The 21,561-nt window shown below is 41.1% G+C and carries 16 protein-coding genes; 10 read left to right on the plus strand and 6 right to left on the minus strand.

Annotated elements, in window-relative coordinates; all coding sequences use genetic code 11:
* Positions 1-6 precede the first annotated feature (6 nt).
* Positions 7-1,764: a 1-deoxy-D-xylulose-5-phosphate synthase gene (gene dxs, locus MR054_RS06305; RefSeq protein WP_276520156.1), complete on the plus strand. Its 1,758-nt coding sequence runs from the start codon at positions 7-9 to the stop codon at positions 1,762-1,764.
* A gap of 25 nt (positions 1,765-1,789) precedes the next feature.
* On the opposite strand, the gene MR054_RS06310 is transcribed toward dxs, so the two are convergent.
* Positions 1,790-3,133, minus strand: a complete 1,344-nt coding sequence (locus MR054_RS06310; RefSeq protein ID WP_242157023.1) for a deoxyguanosinetriphosphate triphosphohydrolase — start codon at positions 3,131-3,133, stop codon at positions 1,790-1,792.
* A gap of 159 nt (positions 3,134-3,292) precedes the next feature.
* Between MR054_RS06310 and MR054_RS06315 the strand changes: the two genes are divergently transcribed.
* From MR054_RS06315 to MR054_RS06325, 3 genes are all read left to right on the plus strand, one after another.
* Positions 3,293-3,682 (plus strand): carboxypeptidase-like regulatory domain-containing protein, encoded by a 390-nt coding sequence (locus MR054_RS06315; RefSeq protein ID WP_242157024.1) that lies wholly within the window; start codon positions 3,293-3,295, stop codon positions 3,680-3,682.
* Between the two features lie 293 nt (positions 3,683-3,975).
* Positions 3,976-6,819, plus strand: coding sequence for a TonB-dependent receptor (locus MR054_RS06320; protein WP_242157026.1), 2,844 nt, complete (start codon positions 3,976-3,978; stop codon positions 6,817-6,819).
* Positions 6,820-6,864: 45 nt separating this feature from the next.
* A complete protein-coding gene (locus tag MR054_RS06325) occupies positions 6,865-8,085 on the plus strand; it encodes a multidrug transporter (protein WP_242083006.1) in 1,221 nt (406 codons plus the stop codon).
* 74 nt (positions 8,086-8,159) lie between these two features.
* On the opposite strand, the gene MR054_RS06330 is transcribed toward MR054_RS06325, so the two are convergent.
* The gene (locus MR054_RS06330) at positions 8,160-8,480 is read right to left on the minus strand and encodes a toxin-antitoxin system YwqK family antitoxin (RefSeq protein ID WP_242157027.1); all 321 of its coding nucleotides are present in this window, start codon (positions 8,478-8,480) and stop codon (positions 8,160-8,162) included.
* A gap of 383 nt (positions 8,481-8,863) precedes the next feature.
* Here MR054_RS06330 and MR054_RS06335 point away from each other — a divergent pair, with 383 nt between their 5' ends.
* The 3 genes from MR054_RS06335 (at position 8,864) to MR054_RS06345 (ending at position 13,454) form a co-directional block, all read left to right on the plus strand.
* A complete protein-coding gene (locus tag MR054_RS06335; protein WP_242157029.1) occupies positions 8,864-10,075 on the plus strand; it encodes a porin in 1,212 nt (403 codons plus the stop codon).
* A 71-nt stretch (positions 10,076-10,146) separates the two neighbouring features.
* Positions 10,147-12,450: an inorganic phosphate transporter gene (locus MR054_RS06340; protein ID WP_242157386.1), complete on the plus strand. Its 2,304-nt coding sequence runs from the start codon at positions 10,147-10,149 to the stop codon at positions 12,448-12,450.
* A 146-nt stretch (positions 12,451-12,596) separates the two neighbouring features.
* A complete protein-coding gene (locus MR054_RS06345) occupies positions 12,597-13,454 on the plus strand; it encodes an OmpA/MotB family protein (RefSeq protein WP_242157030.1) in 858 nt (285 codons plus the stop codon).
* 81 nt (positions 13,455-13,535) lie between these two features.
* Here the strand turns inward: MR054_RS06345 and MR054_RS06350 are convergent, their stop codons facing one another.
* The 4 genes from MR054_RS06350 to MR054_RS06365 form a co-directional block, all read right to left on the minus strand.
* Positions 13,536-15,308: a Na/Pi cotransporter family protein gene (locus MR054_RS06350; RefSeq protein ID WP_242157031.1), complete on the minus strand. Its 1,773-nt coding sequence runs from the start codon at positions 15,306-15,308 to the stop codon at positions 13,536-13,538.
* A 201-nt stretch (positions 15,309-15,509) separates the two neighbouring features.
* Complete coding sequence (locus MR054_RS06355) at positions 15,510-17,999, minus strand: ribonucleoside-diphosphate reductase subunit alpha (RefSeq protein ID WP_242157032.1); 2,490 nt, start codon at positions 17,997-17,999, stop codon at positions 15,510-15,512.
* A 200-nt stretch (positions 18,000-18,199) separates the two neighbouring features.
* Positions 18,200-19,180 carry a ribonucleotide-diphosphate reductase subunit beta gene (locus tag MR054_RS06360; protein WP_242083014.1) on the minus strand — a complete coding sequence of 327 codons (981 nt, stop codon included), beginning with the start codon at positions 19,178-19,180 and terminating at the stop codon, positions 18,200-18,202.
* Between the two features lie 282 nt (positions 19,181-19,462).
* On the minus strand, positions 19,463-20,035 hold the full coding sequence (locus tag MR054_RS06365; RefSeq protein WP_242157033.1) for a DUF3109 family protein: 573 nt from the start codon (positions 20,033-20,035) through the stop codon (positions 19,463-19,465).
* A gap of 102 nt (positions 20,036-20,137) precedes the next feature.
* On the opposite strand from MR054_RS06365, the gene MR054_RS06370 reads away from it, so the two are divergent.
* From MR054_RS06370 to MR054_RS06380, 3 genes are read left to right on the plus strand one after another with little or no spacing between them, the layout of a single operon-like run.
* Entirely contained in the window at positions 20,138-20,719 is a 582-nt protein-coding gene (locus MR054_RS06370) for a MarC family protein (RefSeq protein ID WP_242157034.1), read from the plus strand.
* A 36-nt stretch (positions 20,720-20,755) separates the two neighbouring features.
* Positions 20,756-20,959 (plus strand): hypothetical protein, encoded by a 204-nt coding sequence (locus MR054_RS06375; RefSeq protein ID WP_242157035.1) that lies wholly within the window; start codon positions 20,756-20,758, stop codon positions 20,957-20,959.
* Positions 20,959-21,561, plus strand: a complete 603-nt coding sequence (locus tag MR054_RS06380; protein ID WP_242157036.1) for an FAD-dependent oxidoreductase — start codon at positions 20,959-20,961, stop codon at positions 21,559-21,561. The genes MR054_RS06375 and MR054_RS06380 overlap by 1 nt, the downstream gene beginning before the upstream one ends.

Consider the following 21,561-nt stretch of genomic DNA (forward strand, 5'->3'; position numbering starts at 1 on the left):
TTTTGCATGGTGAAAACGAATCTTTTACATACTATCAATTCCCCTGAAGCACTGCGCCTTTTAAATCAAGAGGATTTACCGCTTCTAGCGCGGGAACTGCGCCATTTCATTATTCATATGGTAGCGACCAAGGAAGGCCATCTGGGCGCGAGTTTAGGTGTTGTAGAGCTCACCATCGCGCTTCATTATGTCTTTAATACCCCCATAGATACTTTGATTTGGGATGTAGGACATCAGGCCTATGGTCATAAAATTTTAACCGGAAGACGGGAGCAATTCCATACCAACAGACAATGGGGAGGATTAAGCGGCTTTCCCAAACGCGAGGAAAGCCGTTACGATGCTTTTGGCGTGGGGCATGCCTCCACGTCTATCTCTGCCGCTCTGGGAATGGCCATAGCCTCGCAGCTTAAAGGCGAGGACCAGCACCATATCGCGGTTATCGGGGATGCCAGTATTGCCAGTGGTCTGGCCTTTGAGGGCCTCAACCATGCCGGAGTTACGGATGCTAACCTCCTGGTGGTTTTAAACGACAATGCCATTGGTATTGATCCCAGTGTTGGCGCTTTAAAGCAATACCTCACCAATGTGAAAAAAGGCACTCAAAAACAAGACAACATTTTCGAGGCTTTGAACTTTAACTATTCAGGACCCGTAGACGGTCATGATTTAACCGCCATTATCACAGAGCTGCAACGCTTAAAAACGATAAAAGGACCCAAGTTTTTACACGTCATCACCACCAAAGGCAAAGGTTTGAAACAAGCTGAAGAGGATCAGGTGAAATATCATGCCCCGGGGAAATTCAATGCCATTACCGGAGAATTAAATCCAAAATCAACCTTAGATCAACCCCCCAAATACCAGGATGTTTTTGGATATACCCTGGTGGAACTTGCCAGACAAAATAAGACGATCGTGGGCATTACACCGGCTATGCCTACGGGAAGCTCCCTAAAGTATATGATGGCCGAAATCCCGGATCGGGCCTTCGACGTTGGGATTGCGGAACAGCATGCGGTAACCCTGGCTGCCGGTATGGCAACCCAGGGCCTCACGCCCTTTTGTAACATCTATTCCACCTTCCTGCAACGCGCTTACGATCAGGTGATACACGATGTCGCCTTACAAAAGTTACCCGTTATTTTTTGTTTGGATCGTGCCGGTTTGGTTGGTGAAGATGGCGCTACCCATCATGGCGCCTTTGATTTGGCCTATCTGAGATGTATTCCAAACCTCATCATTTTTGCGCCGAGAAACGAGATCGAGTTGCGAAACATCATGTATACCTCACAATTGGGCTTAAACGGACCCATAGCCATACGTTACCCCCGGGGAAGGGGGGTCACCATAGATTGGAAACAGCCGTTTACCACAATAGAAATAGGGACAGGAATCCCATTGAAACAGGGTAAGCATGTTGCCATATTAAGCATTGGAAGTATCGCTAAAAATGTGTCGGAAGCCATTCAGTATCTGGATGTTTCACATTACGATATGCGCTTTGCCAAACCTTTGGACCACAACCTGCTTCACCTTATTTTTAATACCTACCACACCATAATTACCATAGAAGATGGTACGATTAACGGTGGTTTTGGAAGTGCTGTATTGGAGTTCGCTTCAGAACACCACTATACAAACACGATTAAACGCCTTGGAATTCCCGATGCATTTATCGAACAGGGCAGTGTTGGTGAATTACAGGCCTCGATAGGACTTGATCCGGAACAATTACAACGGTATTTTAAGAGCCTCATATGAACGGAACCGCGCTAAGCTCGAACGGTTAACCAATTTCCATGCCTTTGATTTTATTGAATAACATGATGGCGTAACTATCGGACATGTTCGACACAAAGCTACAGACAGACAAGAGTCTTCCCTGTAAGGTGTTTTGAGTTTCCTTGTATCGTTCTGGGAGAAGATGTAAAATTAAAGTATCGTAATTTGAGGGGGTATGGTTATGTGAATTATGGATTGCGGTTATAAATACCTCCAATAATTCCGTTAAGATCCTAAAACCGGCGATTTCCTTTTCAACCACTTCCCTGCTCTGGTACACCTTTTCTACACTTATTTTAATGACATCCCTAATTTGGGCATCATAGTGGCTTTTATCTAATAAGGCACAATCCAATTCCCCTCTTAAAATAACATCCTCATAATGCATAAACAGATCTACGGTTTCATTAATAAGGGTGCCGATAGCTAATGCGCGCAAATACCCTATGCGGTCGGTTTTGGTGGTAAGCGCATAATAATTTTCCGGTTTAATGGTATGTCTTATAATTTTGGACAGGTACTCCAACGCAAATTCCTCCTGAATTAATCCTAAATTAATTCCATCCTCAAAATCAATAATCGTATAGCAAATATCATCTGCAGCTTCCACTAAATACGCCAGGGGATGCCGTGAATACATGATATCGTGCGCACTGCGTTTCAACAGTCCCAATTCATAGGCGATGTCTTGAAAGGCCTCCTTTTCACTTTGAAAGAACCCATACTTTTTATCGGCCACATGTGGGGTTGGTTTTATTGGCAAGGATTCTTTGGGGTATTTCATAAAGGCCCCCAACGTGGCATAACTTAAGCGTAATCCGCCTTGACGTCCCACCCGGCTTTCGGTTAAAATTTTGAATCCATTGGCATTGCCTTCGAAATCACATAAATCCTGATATTCCTTGGCGGTTAATTCTTTTTTAAACTTTTGCCCCAATCCATGTTTAAAGAATGCACCAATGGCCTTTTCTCCGGAATGCCCAAACGGGGGGTTGCCAATATCATGTGCCAAAGCCGCCGCAGCTACAATAGCCCCAAAATCGTTGGCCTGATACCCATGAATCTTTTGTAAATGAGGATGCTTTTCAATTAATTTTTGACCTACTTTCCGTCCCAATGACCGTCCAACCACACTAACTTCCAGGCTATGGGTTAAGCGCGTATGGACAAAATCGGTTTTGGATAGTGGAATGACCTGAGTTTTATCCTGAAGGCTTCTGAATTCGGAGGAAAAAATAATACGATCGTAATCCACTTCAAAACCCAGGCGTGTTTCATCTTGCTCCTTTCTGATGCGTTTGTTAATATCACCAAAACGTTTTAGGGACAGTAATTGCTCCCACTCCATAGTATAAATTTAAGTTGGGGCAAGATAAATAAATTCACCAAAAAAACTACGGTAAGTTTGTTAACATTACGGTAACATTTTCATTACAGATGTTTAATGCTTAGGTAACATACTGGTCATACTAAACGACGTTCTTTGTGGCATAAATTCTCGTAAAGAATGAAAACCTTTTTTTTAATAGCGGCATGTTTTATTTCGGCAGGTTCCTTGGCCCAAAATACGGGTGCCATAAGTGGCCGGTTGTTAGATGCCGATTCTGCTAATGCCCCTTTAATGTTGGCCGAAGTGGTGGTTAAAGAAACCGGGACAACAGTACGATCCAACGAAAAGGGAGCGTTTACCATTGAACATTTAAGCGAGGGGACGTATACCTTGCTTTGTAGTTTTGTGGGCTACGAAACGAAAGCCGTGGAAACCAAAATTGTTTCGGGTGCGGTTTGTGAAGTCACATTGGCATTAGAACCGAGCACCATCTCCTTAGATGAACTCGCCTTAACCCTGGCCAGTGCGGACTCTGAAAGCGCTTCCCAAACCATACTGGAACGCTAATTAGCCTGATCCCCTTTACTGCTGGAGTCCGTACTCCTGTTTTATACTTCGATTTACCTGAACCATTTAGGGAAAATACCCGGGCTTTTAATGGCCCTTGTGATGCCATTCAACCGTTCCGGTTTTGTCCACATATGCAATATTGTGATGTTAATTAATCGTTATTAATGCCTTGCAACTATGCGGCAAAAGGTAACGTTTAGCTAACACTTTTATTACGGTTCTTTAATCTCCTAATAACACTAGGTTTACAAAACAGCAGTTTCTTTGCCCAAGAATTGATATTACAACTAATGAAACATTTTATACTTATAGTTATTTTTCTAACGGCTTTATTTACACGTGCCCAAAACACAGGATCTGTGGTCGGGAAACTAACCGATAAGGAGTTCAATAACGAACCTTTAGCCTTCGCCAATGTTTTGATTAAAGGCACTACGAAAGGGACCACCTCGGACTTTGACGGCCTTTATGGTTTTGAAAATTTAGAGGTTGGAAATTATACCTTTATCTATAGTTTTGTCGGTTACGAAACCCAGGAGATAAACGTTAATGTGGTAGCGGGAAAAGTAACCGAAGTCAATGTGATCATGGGAGCCAGTGCGGCTTCTTTAGATGAAGTGGTCATCACAACGACCACCCGACGGGAAAGTGAAACGGCTTTATTATTAGAGCAAAAGAAGGCTGTCGAAATAAAACAAAGTATTGGTGCAGAGGAACTTTCTCGAAAAGGGGTGAGTGATGCCGCGGGCGCCGTAGCCAAAATATCGGGAGTCTCCAAACAGGAAGGCAGCAGCAATGTGTATGTTCGTGGTTTAGGTGACCGTTACCTCAACACCACGATGAATGGGTTGTCCTTACCTTCCAACGATGTGAGTAAAAAGAACATTGACCTGGATTTATTTGCCTCCGATGTCATCGAAAGTGTGGGTATAAGCAAAGCCTATTCCACCAGGTTCTATGCTGATTTTGCTGCCGGTAATGTAGATATTGTATCCAAAGATTATAAGGGAAACGGCTTTTTTGACCTGTTTACGGGATCATCCATGAATACCACTGCCATTGGTAAAGACTTTGTAAGAAGTGAGGGGACAGGATTTTTCGGGTTTTATAACCGGTATGAACACAATCCTTTTAATGTGATCTTATCACATGGTTTTGATCCCGTAACTGCGGGTTCACCAATCAATACGGAATTTGGCGGGTCCTTTGGAAAAACCTTTACCTTTAACAACGGTTCAAAACTGAGCTTCTATGGCACAGGTTCATTTGGTAACGATTTTCAATACCGAAAAGGATCCTCCATAGATTATACCAATGTGGAGAAGAAGGCTTTTGATCAGGCCGAAGAATTCGAATATGGCACCACAACTACGGGAATGGCTTCCATTAATTTCAGAATAGACGATCATAATACCTTGTCCTATAACTCCCTTTTTGTGAATAGCTCTTCGGACAAAGTAGGGTATTTTGGTATTGATGGAACGGGACGAAACAGAGACGGTATTGCCAGTACCGATGAAGGGTTCTATCAGCAAAACATTCAGTTCAATGAAAATTTGATTTATGTCAACCAGCTTATCGGTACCCATAAATTCGATAACATTGAAGTGGACTGGGGCTTTGGGCATAATTTTGTGAATGCCCACGAACCCGATAGAAAACGAATCAGTATTGAAAATTACCATTACGCCCTGGATAATGATCCATCCACCCGCCCTATTTTTTACAGTAACGTCGATTTTGATAACCAACGGTATTTTCAAAATATTGAGGATGAGGAGTTAAACGGACGTTTAAACCTAGCGTACAGCCCATCCGATCAAGTTAAAATAAATATAGGCTATAATGCCAGGACTAAAGAACGTCAATTTGATAACATCCGTTACGGATACGACATCGTTGATAATAGTGGAATCGATAATGTCAATGCCCTTAATGCTATTTTCACGCTTGAGAATTTGAACCTGAAAAGCGGTGAAGGGGTTTACGAAATTAAAGTCATTCGTCCGATCCCTACCTTAAGTACAACCAACAGACCCGGGTTGCCGGAGAACACCTATAGGGGACAACTGGATGTTCAGGCCGGCTATTTAAACGCCGAACTCCGGTTTGGGGAAAAATGGCTTTTGGTCCCCGGCGTGCGAGTGGAGTCCTTCGATCAATACATCGCCTACGATGTGATCAATTTGGGCGTTAATGGTAAGGATAGCATTAGTGCCTCAGAAACGGTGTATTTACCAGGTTTGAGTATTAAGTATGGCCTTAACGACGATCAAAACCTACGTTTTTCTGCGAGCCAGACCCTTTCTATACCGGAATTTAAGGAGGTTGCCCCTTTTGTTTACGAAAGTGTCTCACAACGTATCGGTGGTAATCCCGATTTATTAGGCCGGAAAGCGGGCGAAACCTATACCAATGTTAAGGATGTATCCTATTCAAAAATTTTGAATCTCGATTTAAAATACGAGTGGTTCATTACCAAATCGGAACTTATCGCCTTAGGGGTGTTTTACAAGCAGATAGAAGACCCCATTAACCAGGTGGTGGCCTTTGACGCTACCGGAACCCAACGTTTCTTTAGAACCGGGGACAACGCCCAAATTTTTGGTGTTGAAGCCGAAATTCGGAAAAATATTCTTGTGAATGCATACGACGAAGGGATCCTTTCCTTCGGACTGAATGCCACTTATATGCATACGGAACAGGATTTATATAGTGATATAGTAGGCAGTAATTTTAATGTAAGTTTTAATAAGGATACCGAGGCATTACAAGGGGCTTCGCCATTTCTTGTCAATGCCGATGTGAACTATTCCCCAAAATCCTTTGCACATTATAAACCCAATGCCACCCTATCCTTTTCTTATTTCTCAGATCGAATCGATGCCCTGGGTTCCGGACAATTGGGAAATGTTATTGAAAAAGGGATTCCGACTCTGGATTTCATCTTTAAAAATGAGATCGGGGAACATTTTGAAATCAACTTGGCGGCTAAGAATGTATTGAACCCGAGTGTAACATATATTAGAGAAACCAATCAGGGGAATATTATAGTAACCTCGCCCAATGGCAAAGATGTTTCAAACTATAACAAAGGTATTACTCTAGGCCTACAATTAAAGTATTCATTTTAACCCATTATTATAGAACACAGAACAAAAAATTAAAAATGAGAACCAATGAAAAATAATTTATTATTAGGATTTGCAATAGTTGCTTTACTTTTCAGCTCTTGCGCAACAGACGATACGGCTGATATTTATATCACGGATAACAGTGTGATTAACAACACGACGAACAACAGCGGTGGTGGCGAAGGTGGTGAGACCGATGTGGAAATCCCCATCAATGCTGCCGAATATTCCTCTGACCTCACCCTGGAAGCCAATAAAACCTATACGATAACCGGACCGGTAATCATGGCCGAGGGCGCTAACTTGATTATCAATGAAGGGGTAACCATTAAGGCCATTGCTACAGGTGCCGATGTTTATATTGCCATTTCTCAAGGGGCACAACTCATTGCCAACGGAACAGCCTCCAACCCAATTGTAATGACCTCAGGAAATGCCAACCCCAGTGCCGGACAATGGGGCGGCCTCATTCTATTAGGCAAAGCACCCATAAACTCGGTTACCGGAAACGCGACATCGACTTCAGAAATAGGAAGCTTGCCCTATGGGGGCACCGATGCTTCCGACAGTTCGGGTGTTATCCGTTATCTGCGTGTGGAATATTCGGGAGGTGCTGCTGATGGATCCTCTGAGAACAACGGCATTTCCTTTTATGGCGTAGGCGCCGGAACCACCGTAGATTACATTCAGGTTTACGAAGGTGCCGATGATGGTGTTGAGTTTTTTGGTGGAACGGTAAAAGTAAACCATGTCGCTGTGGTGAATTGTCAGGATGACTCCATCGACTGGACCGAAGGATTTTCAGGGTCCGTTACCAATGCCTATGTGAAGCACGGTGCCGATCATGACAAAGGATTTGAGTGTGATGGTTACAATACCGATATCGGTAATTTATCGAACCCCAAATTCTGGTCAAAACCCACTGTAAAAGATGTTACCATTGTGGGCTTGGGGTCAGGAACAGGCAATGAAGCCATTAGGTTAAGAGCCGGGACTCAAGGTCTTTTCGACAATATTCTTATTCAGGGATTTGAGGAAGGCTTCGACCTGGATGGTGATGCCGGTGCAACGAGCGATAATCCGACAGGTACGGGTGTCCTTAATGGGGATTTGGACGTGACCAATGTCACCTTTACAGATGTGATAACCAAAATGAAAAACGATACGGGAGAGACCTTTACTGAAGCCGATTTCATTAGCGGTGATGGTAATGGAACCGGTACAGACTATGCGACCTGGGGCGCCGGTTGGACTGTAGGCAACTAATTCCCGATAATACAATTAAAACAAAAAGCACCTGCGAGCGCAGATGCTTTTTGTTTTTTACTTCCTGGTACTACTTACAAGGAAGCTACATTATTAGTATAATTGACTACTTTTTTTTCGCCGTCAATCCAATATACCCATTTGCCGACTTTTTTCCCATTATCATAAGTTGCCGAAACCGTTTTTTCGCCTTCTTCGTTAAAGCTTAACCATTCCCCCTGTAATTTACCATCTAGTGTGTAAAAGCCCGTTTGGCTTACCACACCATTGTCGTGATAATAAACCACCTCAATTAAATTGGTGTCCTTGTTAAGTTTTAAATCTCTCTTTTGCTTGTCTTGTGCAAAAGCTACCACAGTAACTAAAAAGGCAACTAATAAAAATAATTTCTTCATAACTATGGGGTTTAACATTCTCCTTCAAAGATACAAATTACGTAATGTTAAAACAACACTCACATAACATTAAATTAACATTAAAATGTCAATTATTTGATTTACAATAGTTTAAAACTAAAGATTTAACATTGGAATATTAATAATTACTTAATATTGTGGTTACGTTAAGATTAAGTGTATTGTTGATATTTGTATGGTCTATAGACAAACAATTAGTATATCATATAATTATTAGTTTTTGTCGACTTACATTATCATGATGCCTAATGGGACTGCCTTGGCCAGGGCAGTCTTTTTTTAGGAATAAACTTAACTCTAAGGAAACATTTAGTTAACATTGGTTTTAGTTCTTTGCAGTGACAAAAACTAATAACCACATCATGAATACTAGACATACCTTAATAGGTATTTTTCTTCTTAGCCTTACCTCGTTGTATGCTCAGGAAATCAGTGACACTTCTTTTGGAAAAGGGTTAATAAATTTCACGGCCAAAGACAGTTCTTTCAGTATAAAATTTGCGCCTAGATTTCAAATGAGATCTAATTCCTCATGGGACCATGATGGCGAAAAATACGATAGCCCGGAGCACAATATTCTTATAAGACGTGCCCGACTAAAATTCGATGGATACGCCTACAGCCCGAAATTAAAATATAAAATAGAATTAGGGCTTTCGAATCGGGATATTTCCGGAGCAAATCAATTCAATCGAAATACCCCACGTTACATATTGGATGCGGTGCTCATGTGGAACTTTGCCGGCAACTGGGAACTTTGGGCCGGTCAAACCAAATTGCCCGGTAATGTGGAGCGCGTGGTCTCCTCAGGGGACCTGCAATTAGTGGATCGCTCCTTGTTGAACAGCCGTTTTAACATTGACCGAGATATTGGTATTCAATTAAGACATAAAACCTTTTTAGGAAGTAATTTCATAATGCGTGAGAAATTTGCGCTTACACAAGGAGAAGGCCGAAATGTGACCGAAGGCAACGAAGGGGGACTGCAGTACACCGCACGATTAGAGTTTTTACCGTTTGGAACCTTTCAGTCCAAAGGTGATTACAGCCAATCGGATCTTAAAAGGGAGTCCCGCCCAAAACTCATGGCGGGCTTTACCTACAACCTGAATCAGGATGGTGTAAGAGAACGCAGTTTTGCGGGCGATTACATGTTTAGAAGCGATGGCTCCTTATACGAAACCGATATCACAACGCTCTTTGCCGATGCCATGTTCAAATACAACGGGTTTTCCTTTATGGGCGAATATGCGAAACGAACAGCCGATGCCCCTGTGGCAACCGAAGCAGATGGCATCACTCCAACACCCGACGAAAATATAGTGTTAACAGGTCATGCCTTAAACCTGCAGGCAGGCTACCTGTTTAAGAGCAACTACGAAATAGCAGGGCGTTTTACTGCCGTAGATTATGAAAGCGTTACCGGTGCCTTACCTGTAAAGCAATATACCTTAGGGGTCAATAAGTTTTTGGTGGGTCACAAGTTAAAGGTGCAATCGGATATCAGTTATACCACCGAAAACGGGAACGAGGATAATATTAGGTTTAGAATCGGCTTTGATGTCCACTTCTAAAAAATAACAATTACATAACAAATTAATCAATAATAGTCATGATATTTGCAGACATTTTACAATTAAATCCAATGGATAATATCTATTTGTACATGATTATCGCCCTGGCCATATTGGCCATTGCCGATTTGGTAGTGGGGGTGAGCAATGACGCTGTTAATTTTTTAAATTCGGCCATAGGCTCTAAAGCGATCTCATTTCGAACTATAATGGTTGTGGCCAGCCTTGGTGTGGCTATTGGTGCCGTATTTTCCAGCGGCATGATGGAGGTGGCCAGAAAAGGCATCTTTAACCCGGGGGAATTTATGTTTGATGAGATCATGATTATTTTCATGGCAGTGATGATAACGGACATTCTCCTGCTCGATTTTTTCAATTCGGTAGGCATGCCAACCTCAACGACCGTGTCCATTGTTTTTGAATTACTCGGTGCTGCGGTGGCAGTGGCCTTAATTAAGATTGGGCATGACGGAGGCGGATTTGGTGATGTGATAACCTATATTAACACGTCTAAAGCCTCACAAATTATATTTGGCATTCTGCTCTCGGTTTTGGTCGCATTTACCATTGGCGCTATTATACAGTGGTTTTCCAGACTGCTTTTATCGTATAATATCGAAACTAAAGCCCATTGGGTTGGGGCGTTATTTGGGGGTATTGCCTTAACCTCCATTACCTATTTCATCTTTATGAAAGGTCTCAAGGGGACTTCCTATGCAGGGCAATCTTTCGCTGTTTTGGGCGGAATGAAAATGTCAGCCTTTTTAGAAGCGCAAGTGGTTTCTATTGTATTGATCAGTGCCGTGTTCTGGTCTATTTTGTCCTACGTTCTAATTAGTTTTTTCAAAACCAACATTTATAAGCTCATTATTATTGTGGGGACTTTTGCTTTAGCTTTAGCCTTTGCCGGTAACGATTTAGTGAATTTTATTGGGGTGCCTGTTGCCGCTTATAACGCGTTTTTAGCATGGACGAGCTCCGGAATTACAGCATCAGCGTTCCCTATGGATGTCCTTGCCGAGAAAGTGCCTACCAATAACTGGCTCCTATTCGGTGCCGGAATGATCATGGTATTAACCTTATGGTTTTCCACCAAGGCAAGAGGGGTGGTTAAAACTTCTCTGGATTTATCCAATCAGGGCGAAACGAAAGAGCGCTTTCAACCCAACGCCTTATCACGTGGTTTTGTGCGGTTTGCCATGCTCATGTCTCAAATGTATTCGTTTATATTGCCTAACAGCTGGCAAACAAAAATTGACAAACAATTTGAAGCGCCGGTTATCAAAATTTCTAAAGACAAAAAATACGAACTTCCGGCGTTCGATTTGGTGCGTGCTGCAGTAAATTTAATGGTTGCAGCGGTATTAATATCTGTTGCCACATCCTATAAACTGCCTTTGTCCACGACTTACGTCACCTTTATGGTCGCCATGGGCACCTCCCTGGCGGATAGGGCCTGGGGGCCTGAAAGTGCCGTTTACAGGGTTGCCGGGGTTATCAATGTGATTGGCGGTTGGTTTTTCACAGCCCTCAGTGCCTTTTCGGCAGCGGCATTAGTCGCCTATTTATTGAATCTGAACACCAGTGTTATGTTTCCCATTCTGTTGTTCATCGCCTTTGCTTTATTGATAAGAAGCACCATTGTTTACAATAAAAAATCAAAAGAAATTAGAGCTGAGGACAGTTTGATAAAAGCGGAGAGCAGTTCCATACAAGGGGTTATACATGAAAGTGCCAATAATATTGCCAATGTGGTAAAACGCGGTAATAAGATATATACCAATGCCATAAACGGTCTTGCAAAACAGGATCTGGCCTTGTTAAAGAAGAATAAAAAGCAAATTCTTAAACTATCCAATGAGGTGGATGGCCTGCGGGATAACATTTTCTACTTCATCAAGAATTTGGATGAATCCAGTGTTGGTGCCAGTAATTTTTACATCAATATTCTGGGATATTTACAGGATATGACCCAATCCCTGGAGTACATCGTTAAAGTGAGTCATAAACACGTAAACAATAATCACAAAAAACTGAAATTCAATCAAATAAAAGAACTTAAGGAGGTTGATGAATCCCTTGAGAATTTACTTAATGAAATTAAGGAGGCCTTCGATTCCCGTTCTTTCGAGCAAATAGGCAGTATTATAAAACGTGAAAAGGCCATCTTTAATGTGGTTTCTGAAAAAATCCAAAAGCAGGTGGATCGCACACGGACGGAAGAATCGAGTCCTAAAAACACCACGCTTTATTTCGGTTTATTGTTAGAGACCAAAGATTTGCTGACGGCCACCATGAACCTTTTAGAAGAATACCATAATGCACACGATGCTTCTGTGGCACCGGCTAAATTAAGTACAGAGGAAGAAGAGTAATACATGTCCAACTATTTTATTATATCAAAAGCACCTACAAAGGTGCTTTTGTGTTTTTATGAAATAAATCCTGTCATGAAACGTCTGCAACTATCTTTTCATCGTACATAGAGCAAACCCTAAAAATTAGTATAAAGATTATGATTATGAAGAAAATTTCAATTTTACTCGCATTGTCCTTTGTGACCCTCTCCTGTGTTTCCAAGAAAAAATACCTGGCCTTACAACAGGAAAACGGCGAAATAAAAAGCGAGTTACAAAAGACAAGAGTTGAAAAAGAAGACTTAGAAGCCAAATTTGATCAAATTCAAGCACGTGTTGATGCTTACAACACTAAAATAGCTTCACTACAGGATGAAAATAATTCCAAATTAGAACAGGTTGAAAACGTTGGTGTCATCTCCAATGACACCAAAACCCAAATGCGTAACACCTTAAAACAGGTGGATCCCGCCAAGTTAGCCCAAGCCAAAACCCTTAAAGATTCCATGAATCTGGCCATTGCCTACAACCTTGAAAAAACCATACAGGAAAGCCATATGAACGAAGACGAGGACTTTGCCGTAAACATCAATGAAACGGTGGTGATGATTTCCATTGCCGATAACATGTTATTTAACACCGGAAGTTATCGGTTAAGCCCCAAAGCGGATACGGTTTTACAAAAATTAGCCGATGTAATCAATTCGGAACCCAGTTTGGATATCATGGTTGAAGGTCATACCGATTCCAGAACCATAAGCACCTCTAACATTGCAGACAACTGGGATCTAAGTGTCCTCAGGGCCACCTCTGTTGTACGTCAATTACAAGACCAGTACGATGTCGCACCGGAAAAAATGATTGCCTCAGGGCGAAGCAGTTATCAACCCCTGGTCCCCAATGATTCACGTGAAAACATGGCTAAAAACAGAAGAACACGTATTATTATCCTTCCCAATATTGACAAATTTTTTGCACTCATGGCCAATGATGGTTCGGTTGCTGAAAACAGGATGGATTAAAAAGATCAACATCGCTCTTAAAGCTTCAGGCTGGATAGGAGATCGTCATCTCCTGTTCAGCTTTTTTTATGGACGCCCCTTTCAATCCTTTCCACTAACTTCAAACAGGCTGTCCATTTTACCATAAAGCAATTCGGCAACTTCAATTAACTTTTTGATCATATCATTTACATTGGAATAATCATTAAATAAGGATGAGGCCATCTCTGCCGTAATTAAATTTTCTCTGATCAGTCGGTCCATAGACTTGCTACTTTGTCTGATATTAGCCTTTGCTTCGGCCTTTAACTTCTTTAATTTCGATTCATAATTCTTTGTGTCTTCTTCTTTCCTGAATAAATAGATCACCCGTAATACCTTGGCCAATTTTTTCCTGTAGTTGTCATATTCCTTGATCAAATGGGCGTTGTCGGCATTTAAGGCGAAGGTGATATTTTTGTTCAACTCCCGCGCCTCCTTGATAATTTCAACCATTTTTCGGTTGGCAATTTTTATTTCGGTAATGGTCTTATTCTGCTTATTGTTTAAATGTAAGGTGCTTTGGGCGGTCGTGGCATAGGTTATGATCTCACTGTAAATCGCTTTTACTTTAGTATAGTATAAATCTTCAACGTCCGTATGGAAATCTGTTGTCGATTTCTCAATAATGGTATTTAGCTTTTCGTCAGATTTCACATCTTCTCTATGAATATTCAGGGCATGTGTGACAATTTCAAAGACACTATTTTTAAATAAGTATTTAGATTCGCTAATTAATGCGGAAATAACCGCACCGGGGAATTCTAATACGGCCGGATTGAGATATTTAGGTTCATGAACGTCCTTTTCCCCTTTTTCAATGAAAAAGCGTAATAATATCCGTTCTAAACTTTTAATAAACGGTACCATTAAAACGACTCCAAGAAAATTAAAAATGGTATGAAATAGGGCCAGCTTTAAGGTATAATTTGTAGGTGAAATCGATAAATAATTCGAGGCCCTATTAACGAATTCGGCCAGGGGATAAATACATGCAATAGCCACCAGACCCGTAATGACATTGAAAATAAAATGTGCTGCAGCCAATCGTTTTCCTGAACTGTTCGCACTAATTGCCCCCAGAATGGCAGTAACTGTGGTTCCAATATTAGCGCCAATGGATAGGGCCAAGGCATTTTCGTATTCGATCTGTCCGGCAGCCAAGGCCGTTAAAATGAGCGCCAAAGTAGCACTGCTGGACTGTAAAATGGTCGTGATAACAATTCCCAGACCGGTATAAATAAAGACCCCTCTAAACCCGGATACGGCAAATTGGGACAAATCAATATGTTCTTTAAAGACATCGAATCCCTCCTTCATATAGTGAATTCCAAGGAAAAAGAACCCTAAACCGGCTAAAATATTTCCAATTCCCTTGAGAGAAACCGGCTTTTGAAAGGAAAAAACAAGTCCAAAGACCAACATGGGCAAAGCCATTGCCGAAATCTTTATCTTAAGTCCGAAACCGGCTACCAGCCAGGCTGTAGCCGTTGTTCCAATATTTGCCCCAAAAATTAATCCTAACCCTCCGGCCAATGAAATTAATCCCGCACTGATAAACGAAATGGTAATTACGGAGACTAAAGAACTGGATTGTATTAAGGCTGTAACGAAGGCTCCTGTAGCAATACTTTTATAGAGCCTGTTCGTTGCCTTTTTTAAAAAATGTTGCAGTGGTCCTTTAGTAAAGCCTTTAAAACCTTCTTCCAACAAAATCATGCCAAACAGAAGGATAGCCACACCTGCGGAAATGGTCTCGAAATTTTCAAAGAGATAAAATAAAAATCCCAGAAGAATTAATAGCCCGTAAAAAAATCCTTTTTTTAACATGCCCATTCTCATGTAACCGATTAAGGACTAAAGATATTATATATTTTAGACACTTATAGCCTCATTTCTCCAAATGGGTTGTTTTTTTGATGCCTGTCTTGATAAATCCCCTATACCCCTTTAATGGATTCCAAATAAAAAGCATTTGCCTGGGCAAATGCTTGTTTTAAGACCACGTCATAAAATGAATTCAAGCTCAGATCAAGATCAGGATCCACACATAAGACAGTCATCTCCCTCACCGGCTTTGGCCTGGGCAATAAGGGCTTTCATTTCTTCCGGAGTCATGGGCTCCACATTTTCAGTTGATGGGTTTTGCTTTGCAAATTTAGCAGCATTCTGCGCTGCCAACTTCTTTTTCTTGGCGTCCTCCTGTTGTATTGCAATACTGTTTACTTCCACGACTTCCGCCACCGGTTCTTCTTTTTTGGAAGTTTGTAATGTAAACTTAATGGCATCGACAGCACTCTTGGTTCGCAAGTAGTACATCCCTGTTTTTAATCCGCTCTTCCAGGCGTAAAAATGCATGGATGTCAATTTTGCCATGGTAGCGCCTTCCATAAAGAGATTTAGGGATTGTGATTGATCTATGAAATAGCCGCGTTGACGGGACATATCTATAATATCTTTCATGCTTAATTCCCAAACCGTTTTGTAAAGCTCTTTGATGTCCTGAGGTATGGTATCAATATTCTGAACGGAGCCATTGGCCCTCATAATATCTTGTTTTAAATTCTCATCCCAAAGGCCCAAGGCCACAAGATCTTCTAATAAGTGCTTGTTTACTACTATAAACTCCCCAGATAATACCCGACGGGTATAAATGTTAGAGGTATACGGTTCAAAACATTCATTATTCCCTAATATTTGGGACGTTGATGCTGTTGGCATGGGGGCCACCAGCAGCGAATTCCTGACGCCATGTTTAAGCACCTGTTTACGCAATTTGGCCCAATCCCAGTTACCACTTAATTCTTCATCTTTTAATCCCCAAAGATTATGCTGGAATTTCCCCTTGCTTATTGGGGAACCCTTATAGGTTTGGTAGGGGCCATCTGCTTTGGCTTCTTCCATACTCGCGGTTACTGCGGCATAATAAAGAGTCTCAAAAATATCTTGATTTAATTGTTTGGCCTCATCACTTGTAAATGGCAAACGCAGTTGGATAAAGGTATCGGCCAATCCTTGCACCCCCAAACCAATTGGGCGATGGCGCATATTGGATTTTTTTGCCTCAGGCACCGGGTAGTAATTCCTATCGATTACCCTGTTTAAGTTCTTGGTTACCCGTTTCGTGATGCGAAAGAGTTCTTTATGATCAAATTCACCCCCTTTAACAAACATCGGTAATGCAATAGATGCTAAATTACATACCGCCACTTCATCCGGCGAGGTGTATTCCAAAATTTCAGTACACAAATTGGAAGAACGAATGGTTCCCAAATTCTGTTGATTGGATTTCCGATTTGCCGAATCTTTATACAACATGTATGGTGTACCCGTTTCAATTTGGGATTCTAAAATCTTTTCCCATAGTTCACGTGCCTTGATGGTTTTTCGGCCTAAGCCCTCGGCCTCGTATTTAAGGTACAAGGTTTCAAACGCCTCGCTGTGTGTTTCCGGCAATCCGGGACACTCATTGGGGCACATTAAGGTCCAGGCACCATCTTCCTGTACCCGCTTCATGAACAAATCGGGAATCCACATGGCATAAAATAAGTCACGTGCACGCATTTCTTCCTTTCCATGATTTTTCTTCAATTCCAAAAAGTCAAAAATATCGGCATGCCATGGTTCAATATATATCGCAAAACTGCCCTTTCGCTTTCCTCCACCCTGATCTACATATCGTGCGGTATCGTTAAACACCCGAAGCATAGGGACTATCCCGTTACTGGTTCCATTGGTCCCTGCAATATAACTCCCGGTAGCTCGAATATTATGCATAGCCAATCCAATACCGCCTGCCGATTGCGAAATTTTAGCCGTTTGCTTTAAGGTGTCATAAATCCCGTCGATACTGTCTTCCTTCATGGTCAACAAAAAACAAGATGACATTTGTGGCTTGGGCGTACCCGAATTAAATAAGGTCGGTGTGGCATGCGTAAAATACTTTTTAGACATCAACTCATAGGTCTCTATCGCAGATTCTATATCCTCTAAATGAATCCCAACCGAAACCCGCATTAACATGTGCTGTGGGCGTTCAACTATTTTTCCGTTCAGCTTTAACAGATAGGAACGCTCTAAAGTTTTGAACCCAAAATAATCGTACCCAAAATCACGGTTGTAAATAATGGTCGAATCCAGACGGTCCTTATGTTCCATAATGACCTTATACACCTCATCGGAAAGCAATGGTGCGTCTTTACCCGTTCTTGGATTCACATAGGTATATAAATCTTGCATGACCTCACTGAAGGTCTTTTTAGTGTTTTTATGTAGATTTGACACCGAAATACGTGCCGCCAGACGTGCATAATCCGGGTGAGCGGTGGTCATGGTTGCCGCAATTTCTGCTGCCAAATTATCCAATTCGCTGGTCGTAACACCATCGTATAAACCTTCAATGACGCGCATGGTAACTTTTAATGGATCTACCAGTTCGTTTAATCCATAACACAATTTTCGCACTCTTGCGGTGATCTTGTCGAACATGACCTGTTCTTTTCTTCCGTCTCTTTTTACTACATACATTTTTTACACATTTTTTTGTTTTCTGATGTTTAGTCAGAAATTGGGTTAGTTAGTTGTTCTAAAAAAATTTCCTCCCCATGGGGTTAGAAAACATTCAGTTGGGTTTGATTATAAATACTCTATAAATCGTTTAATTCATTTTCCTCTATGGGGAAAACAATGCGGGTCTGTTGAAGGACTTTAAAAAGATTTAAAACCGATTAAAAATCGGCATCAAACGTAAATTTATCCTTTTCTTCTTCTTTATTTAATACACCAGCCTTTTGATATTCGGACACTCGCTTTTCAAAGAAATTGGTCTTTCCCTGAAGTGAGATCATATCCATAAAATCAAATGGATTTGTGGCATTGTAGACTTTGTCACAGCCAAATTCTACAAGGAGTCTGTCTGTTACAAATTCCAGATACTGGGTCATTAGCTTGGCGTTCATTCCAATTAAGCTAACCGGCAGAGATTCTGTAATGAATCCACGTTCAATATCCAAGGCATCCGTTAAGATTTGGGTGATACGGCTTTTAGGCACTTTGTTGACAATATGTTTGTTGTGTAAATGCACCGCGAAATCGCAATGCAGCCCTTCATCTCTGGAAATAAGTTCGTTCGAAAAGGTTAGCCCCGGCATAAGTCCTCTTTTCTTTAACCAGAAGATGGAACAAAAGCTTCCCGAGAAAAAGATGCCCTCTACCGCAGCAAATGCGATTAAGCGCTCTGCGAAACTGGGCGATTCTATCCACTTTAACGCCCATTCGGCCTTTTCCCTTATGGCCGGAAAATTTTCTATAGCCTTGAAAAGAATATTTTTCTCCTTTTCATCTTTCACATAAGTATCTATGAGCAGGGAATACACCTCGGAGTGGATGTTCTCCATCATTATTTGAAATCCATAGAAAAATTTGGCTTCACTATACTGAACCTCACTCACGAAGTTTTCCGCCAGATTTTCATTTACGATACCATCACTGGCGGCAAAAAAGGCTAAAATGTGTTTAATAAAATAGCGCTCATCGTCATTCAATTTAGTAGCCCAGTCCGTTATATCCTGGTGTAGATCTATTTCTTCTGCGGTCCAAAAACTTGCTTCTTGCTTTTTATACCATTCCCAAATATCATGGTGCTGAATGGGGAAAATTACAAAACGATCTTGGTTTTCTTTGAGAATAGGCTCTACTGCTTGCGACATAGCTAAAATGGATTTTTTATAAAAGTTTGACGAAAAATTGTGACGATTTCGGAATAACAAAGATTGTAAAATGATTACGATATTTTAAAAAAAATTCAGAAAGCTTTTCAACAAGTTTTTAACAAATAAAAAAAATGTTGAGAAATAGAAGTTTACAGAAAAAAAATGCTAACTATTTGTTTTTCAATATTTTATATTTTTAGAAATATTGAAAAGTTTTCAAAAAATATCAGCTTAAAATCCAGAAACCCTCAATAAAAACAGGCAGTTCAAGACCCTCCTTTAAGGCTGCAAAAAAGATGTGGCAGCTTTCTCCAACTCGGCATACCAGTCCGGTCCGAATTTTCTAATTAAAGCCTCCTTAACAAACTGATATACGGGAATCTTTAAGGCCTCCCCCAGGGTACAGGCATCATCACAAACTTGCCATCTGTGATAATTTACAGCCGAAAACTCCGTGTAATCTTTTACTCTAATAGGGTACAAATGGCAAGAAACCGGTTTTTTCCAGGAAATCTCTCCCTTATTGTAGGCTTGTTCTATAGCACAAAGGGCCACATTTTGATCGTCGAATACCACAAAGGCACAATCGGCACCATCAATTAAAGGGGTTTCCAATTCGCCGTCATCCGACCTGACATAAAGGCCCTGTTGTTCAATAGCGGTAATCCCCTCTTGCCTAAGTAAGGGTTTCACCCTGGGATAAATGGCTTCAAGAATCCTGGTTTCTTCCTCTTCCAAAGGCGCTCCTGCGTCCCCATCGATACAACACGCCCCTTTGCAGGCCGAAAGGTTGCACACAAAATCCTTTTTCAAAATGTCCTCTGAAACTATGGTTTTCCCTAACTGAAACATAATCATGCAATAATCCACAAAAATAGATAAAGTTTAGATTTATTAGACCTTGTTATTTCATAATTAATATGGACCTTTGCAGGGCTATTAAATAAAAAGGTTATGCAACTCAACTTCAAAGAGATCTTTACGGCATTTATGGTATTGTTTGCAGTAATTGACATTGTGGGCAATATTCCCATTGTGATCGATCTTCGCAAAAAGGTTGGACATATACAAAGTGAAAAAGCAGCCTTCATCGCCGGTATTATCATGACGCTTTTCCTATTTTTAGGAAAAAGCATTTTGAATCTTATTGGCATTGATGTGAACTCTTTCGCCGTAGCCGGTGCATTCATTCTTTTTTTCATCGCCCTGGAAATGATTCTTGGTATTACATTGTACAAACAGGAAGAGACCAATCCGGTAACGGCTTCCGTATTCCCCCTGGCTTTTCCTTTAATAGCCGGTCCCGGAAGTTTAACGACCCTGCTTTCATTGCGTGCCGAGTTCCGGGTAGAAAATATTATTTTTGCCATCATTTTAAATGTCGTCGTTATCTATATGGTTTTAAAAACCTCCTCTAAAATTGAACGCTTTTTAGGAGCAAATGGCATTAACATTATACGAAAAGTTTTTGGCGTGGTTTTATTGGCCATTGCGGTTAAATTATTTGCCCATAACATTAAAATTTTATTTCATTAAGGCCTTCAGGGGCATTGAAAACTAAAATCCTAAAAAATGAAATACATCGCAATCGTTATTATTATTATAGCTTCAGTCCTAAGTCTATTTAACCTGACCCACATTGATGTAAATCACCCCTTTGAAGGGGATAGTATCGTGGCACTAATCACCATTTTAGCCGCATGTTGTGCCATTGTTTTAATGTTGATATTAATCCTGTCCAAACGTATCGAGGAAAAGGTAAAAAATAAAAAGTGATGTTTGATGTTTTAATAATTGGCGGTGGCGCCGCAGGCTTATCTTGTGCTTTAGTTTTGGGCTCTGCGAAAGACAAACCCTATGCAAAAGGGAAACATATAGGCATTATTGTACATCAAAAAGCATCCCATCTACAGGATGCCTTGTTCAATAATGTATTGGGATTGCCTCCTAATACTACCGGTGCTTCTATTTTAAATGGTGGTAAAAAGCAATTGACCGATCTATATCCTCATGTGGATCAAATTGAAAAGGAAAAAGTTCTTGAAATTGAAAGGACTGCAGATTATTTTAATGTGAATACCAACAAAAACAGGTACCGCTCAAAAATTTTAGTTATTGCTGTGGGGTATACCAATTTGATGCGTATTAAAGGTTTGGAACAATATAAAGACGCCCATCCAAGAGCTGAAGCAGAAAAAGATCGCATTTGGCTGAAAAACACCGATCACTTGATTGAGGATCGCCTTTACGTTGCCGGTACCTTAGCGGGCTGGCGCAGTCAGTTTGCCATAGCGAGTGGCAGTGGTGCGCATGTGGCCACCGATATATTAACCCTTTGGAATGGGGGCAAGCATACCAAGGTGCATGATAAGCTGTAA

This window comes from Aestuariivivens sediminis, assembly GCF_022662105.1.
Taxonomy (GTDB): domain Bacteria; phylum Bacteroidota; class Bacteroidia; order Flavobacteriales; family Flavobacteriaceae; genus Aestuariivivens; species Aestuariivivens sediminis.

Excerpts from the sequence above, each read along its gene's own strand:
- MR054_RS06325 (WP_242083006.1), top strand. The coding sequence starts at position 6,865 with ATGAAAAATAATTTATTATTAGGATTTGCAATAGTTGCTTTACTTTTC.
- MR054_RS06370 (WP_242157034.1), top strand. The coding sequence starts at position 20,138 with ATGCAACTCAACTTCAAAGAGATCTTTACGGCATTTATGGTATTGTTT.
- MR054_RS06335 (WP_242157029.1), top strand. The coding sequence starts at position 8,864 with ATGAATACTAGACATACCTTAATAGGTATTTTTCTTCTTAGCCTTACC.
- MR054_RS06380 (WP_242157036.1), top strand. The coding sequence starts at position 20,959 with ATGTTTGATGTTTTAATAATTGGCGGTGGCGCCGCAGGCTTATCTTGT.
- dxs (WP_276520156.1), top strand. The coding sequence starts at position 7 with ATGGTGAAAACGAATCTTTTACATACTATCAATTCCCCTGAAGCACTG.
- MR054_RS06320 (WP_242157026.1), top strand. The coding sequence starts at position 3,976 with ATGAAACATTTTATACTTATAGTTATTTTTCTAACGGCTTTATTTACA.
- MR054_RS06340 (WP_242157386.1), top strand. The coding sequence starts at position 10,147 with ATGGATAATATCTATTTGTACATGATTATCGCCCTGGCCATATTGGCC.
- MR054_RS06350 (WP_242157031.1), bottom strand. The coding sequence starts at position 15,308 with ATGGGCATGTTAAAAAAAGGATTTTTTTACGGGCTATTAATTCTTCTG.
- MR054_RS06310 (WP_242157023.1), bottom strand. The coding sequence starts at position 3,133 with ATGGAGTGGGAGCAATTACTGTCCCTAAAACGTTTTGGTGATATTAAC.
- MR054_RS06315 (WP_242157024.1), top strand. The coding sequence starts at position 3,293 with ATGAAAACCTTTTTTTTAATAGCGGCATGTTTTATTTCGGCAGGTTCC.
- MR054_RS06330 (WP_242157027.1), bottom strand. The coding sequence starts at position 8,480 with ATGAAGAAATTATTTTTATTAGTTGCCTTTTTAGTTACTGTGGTAGCT.
- MR054_RS06345 (WP_242157030.1), top strand. The coding sequence starts at position 12,597 with ATGAAGAAAATTTCAATTTTACTCGCATTGTCCTTTGTGACCCTCTCC.
- MR054_RS06360 (WP_242083014.1), bottom strand. The coding sequence starts at position 19,180 with ATGTCGCAAGCAGTAGAGCCTATTCTCAAAGAAAACCAAGATCGTTTT.
- MR054_RS06365 (WP_242157033.1), bottom strand. The coding sequence starts at position 20,035 with ATGTTTCAGTTAGGGAAAACCATAGTTTCAGAGGACATTTTGAAAAAG.
- MR054_RS06355 (WP_242157032.1), bottom strand. The coding sequence starts at position 17,999 with ATGTATGTAGTAAAAAGAGACGGAAGAAAAGAACAGGTCATGTTCGAC.
- MR054_RS06375 (WP_242157035.1), top strand. The coding sequence starts at position 20,756 with ATGAAATACATCGCAATCGTTATTATTATTATAGCTTCAGTCCTAAGT.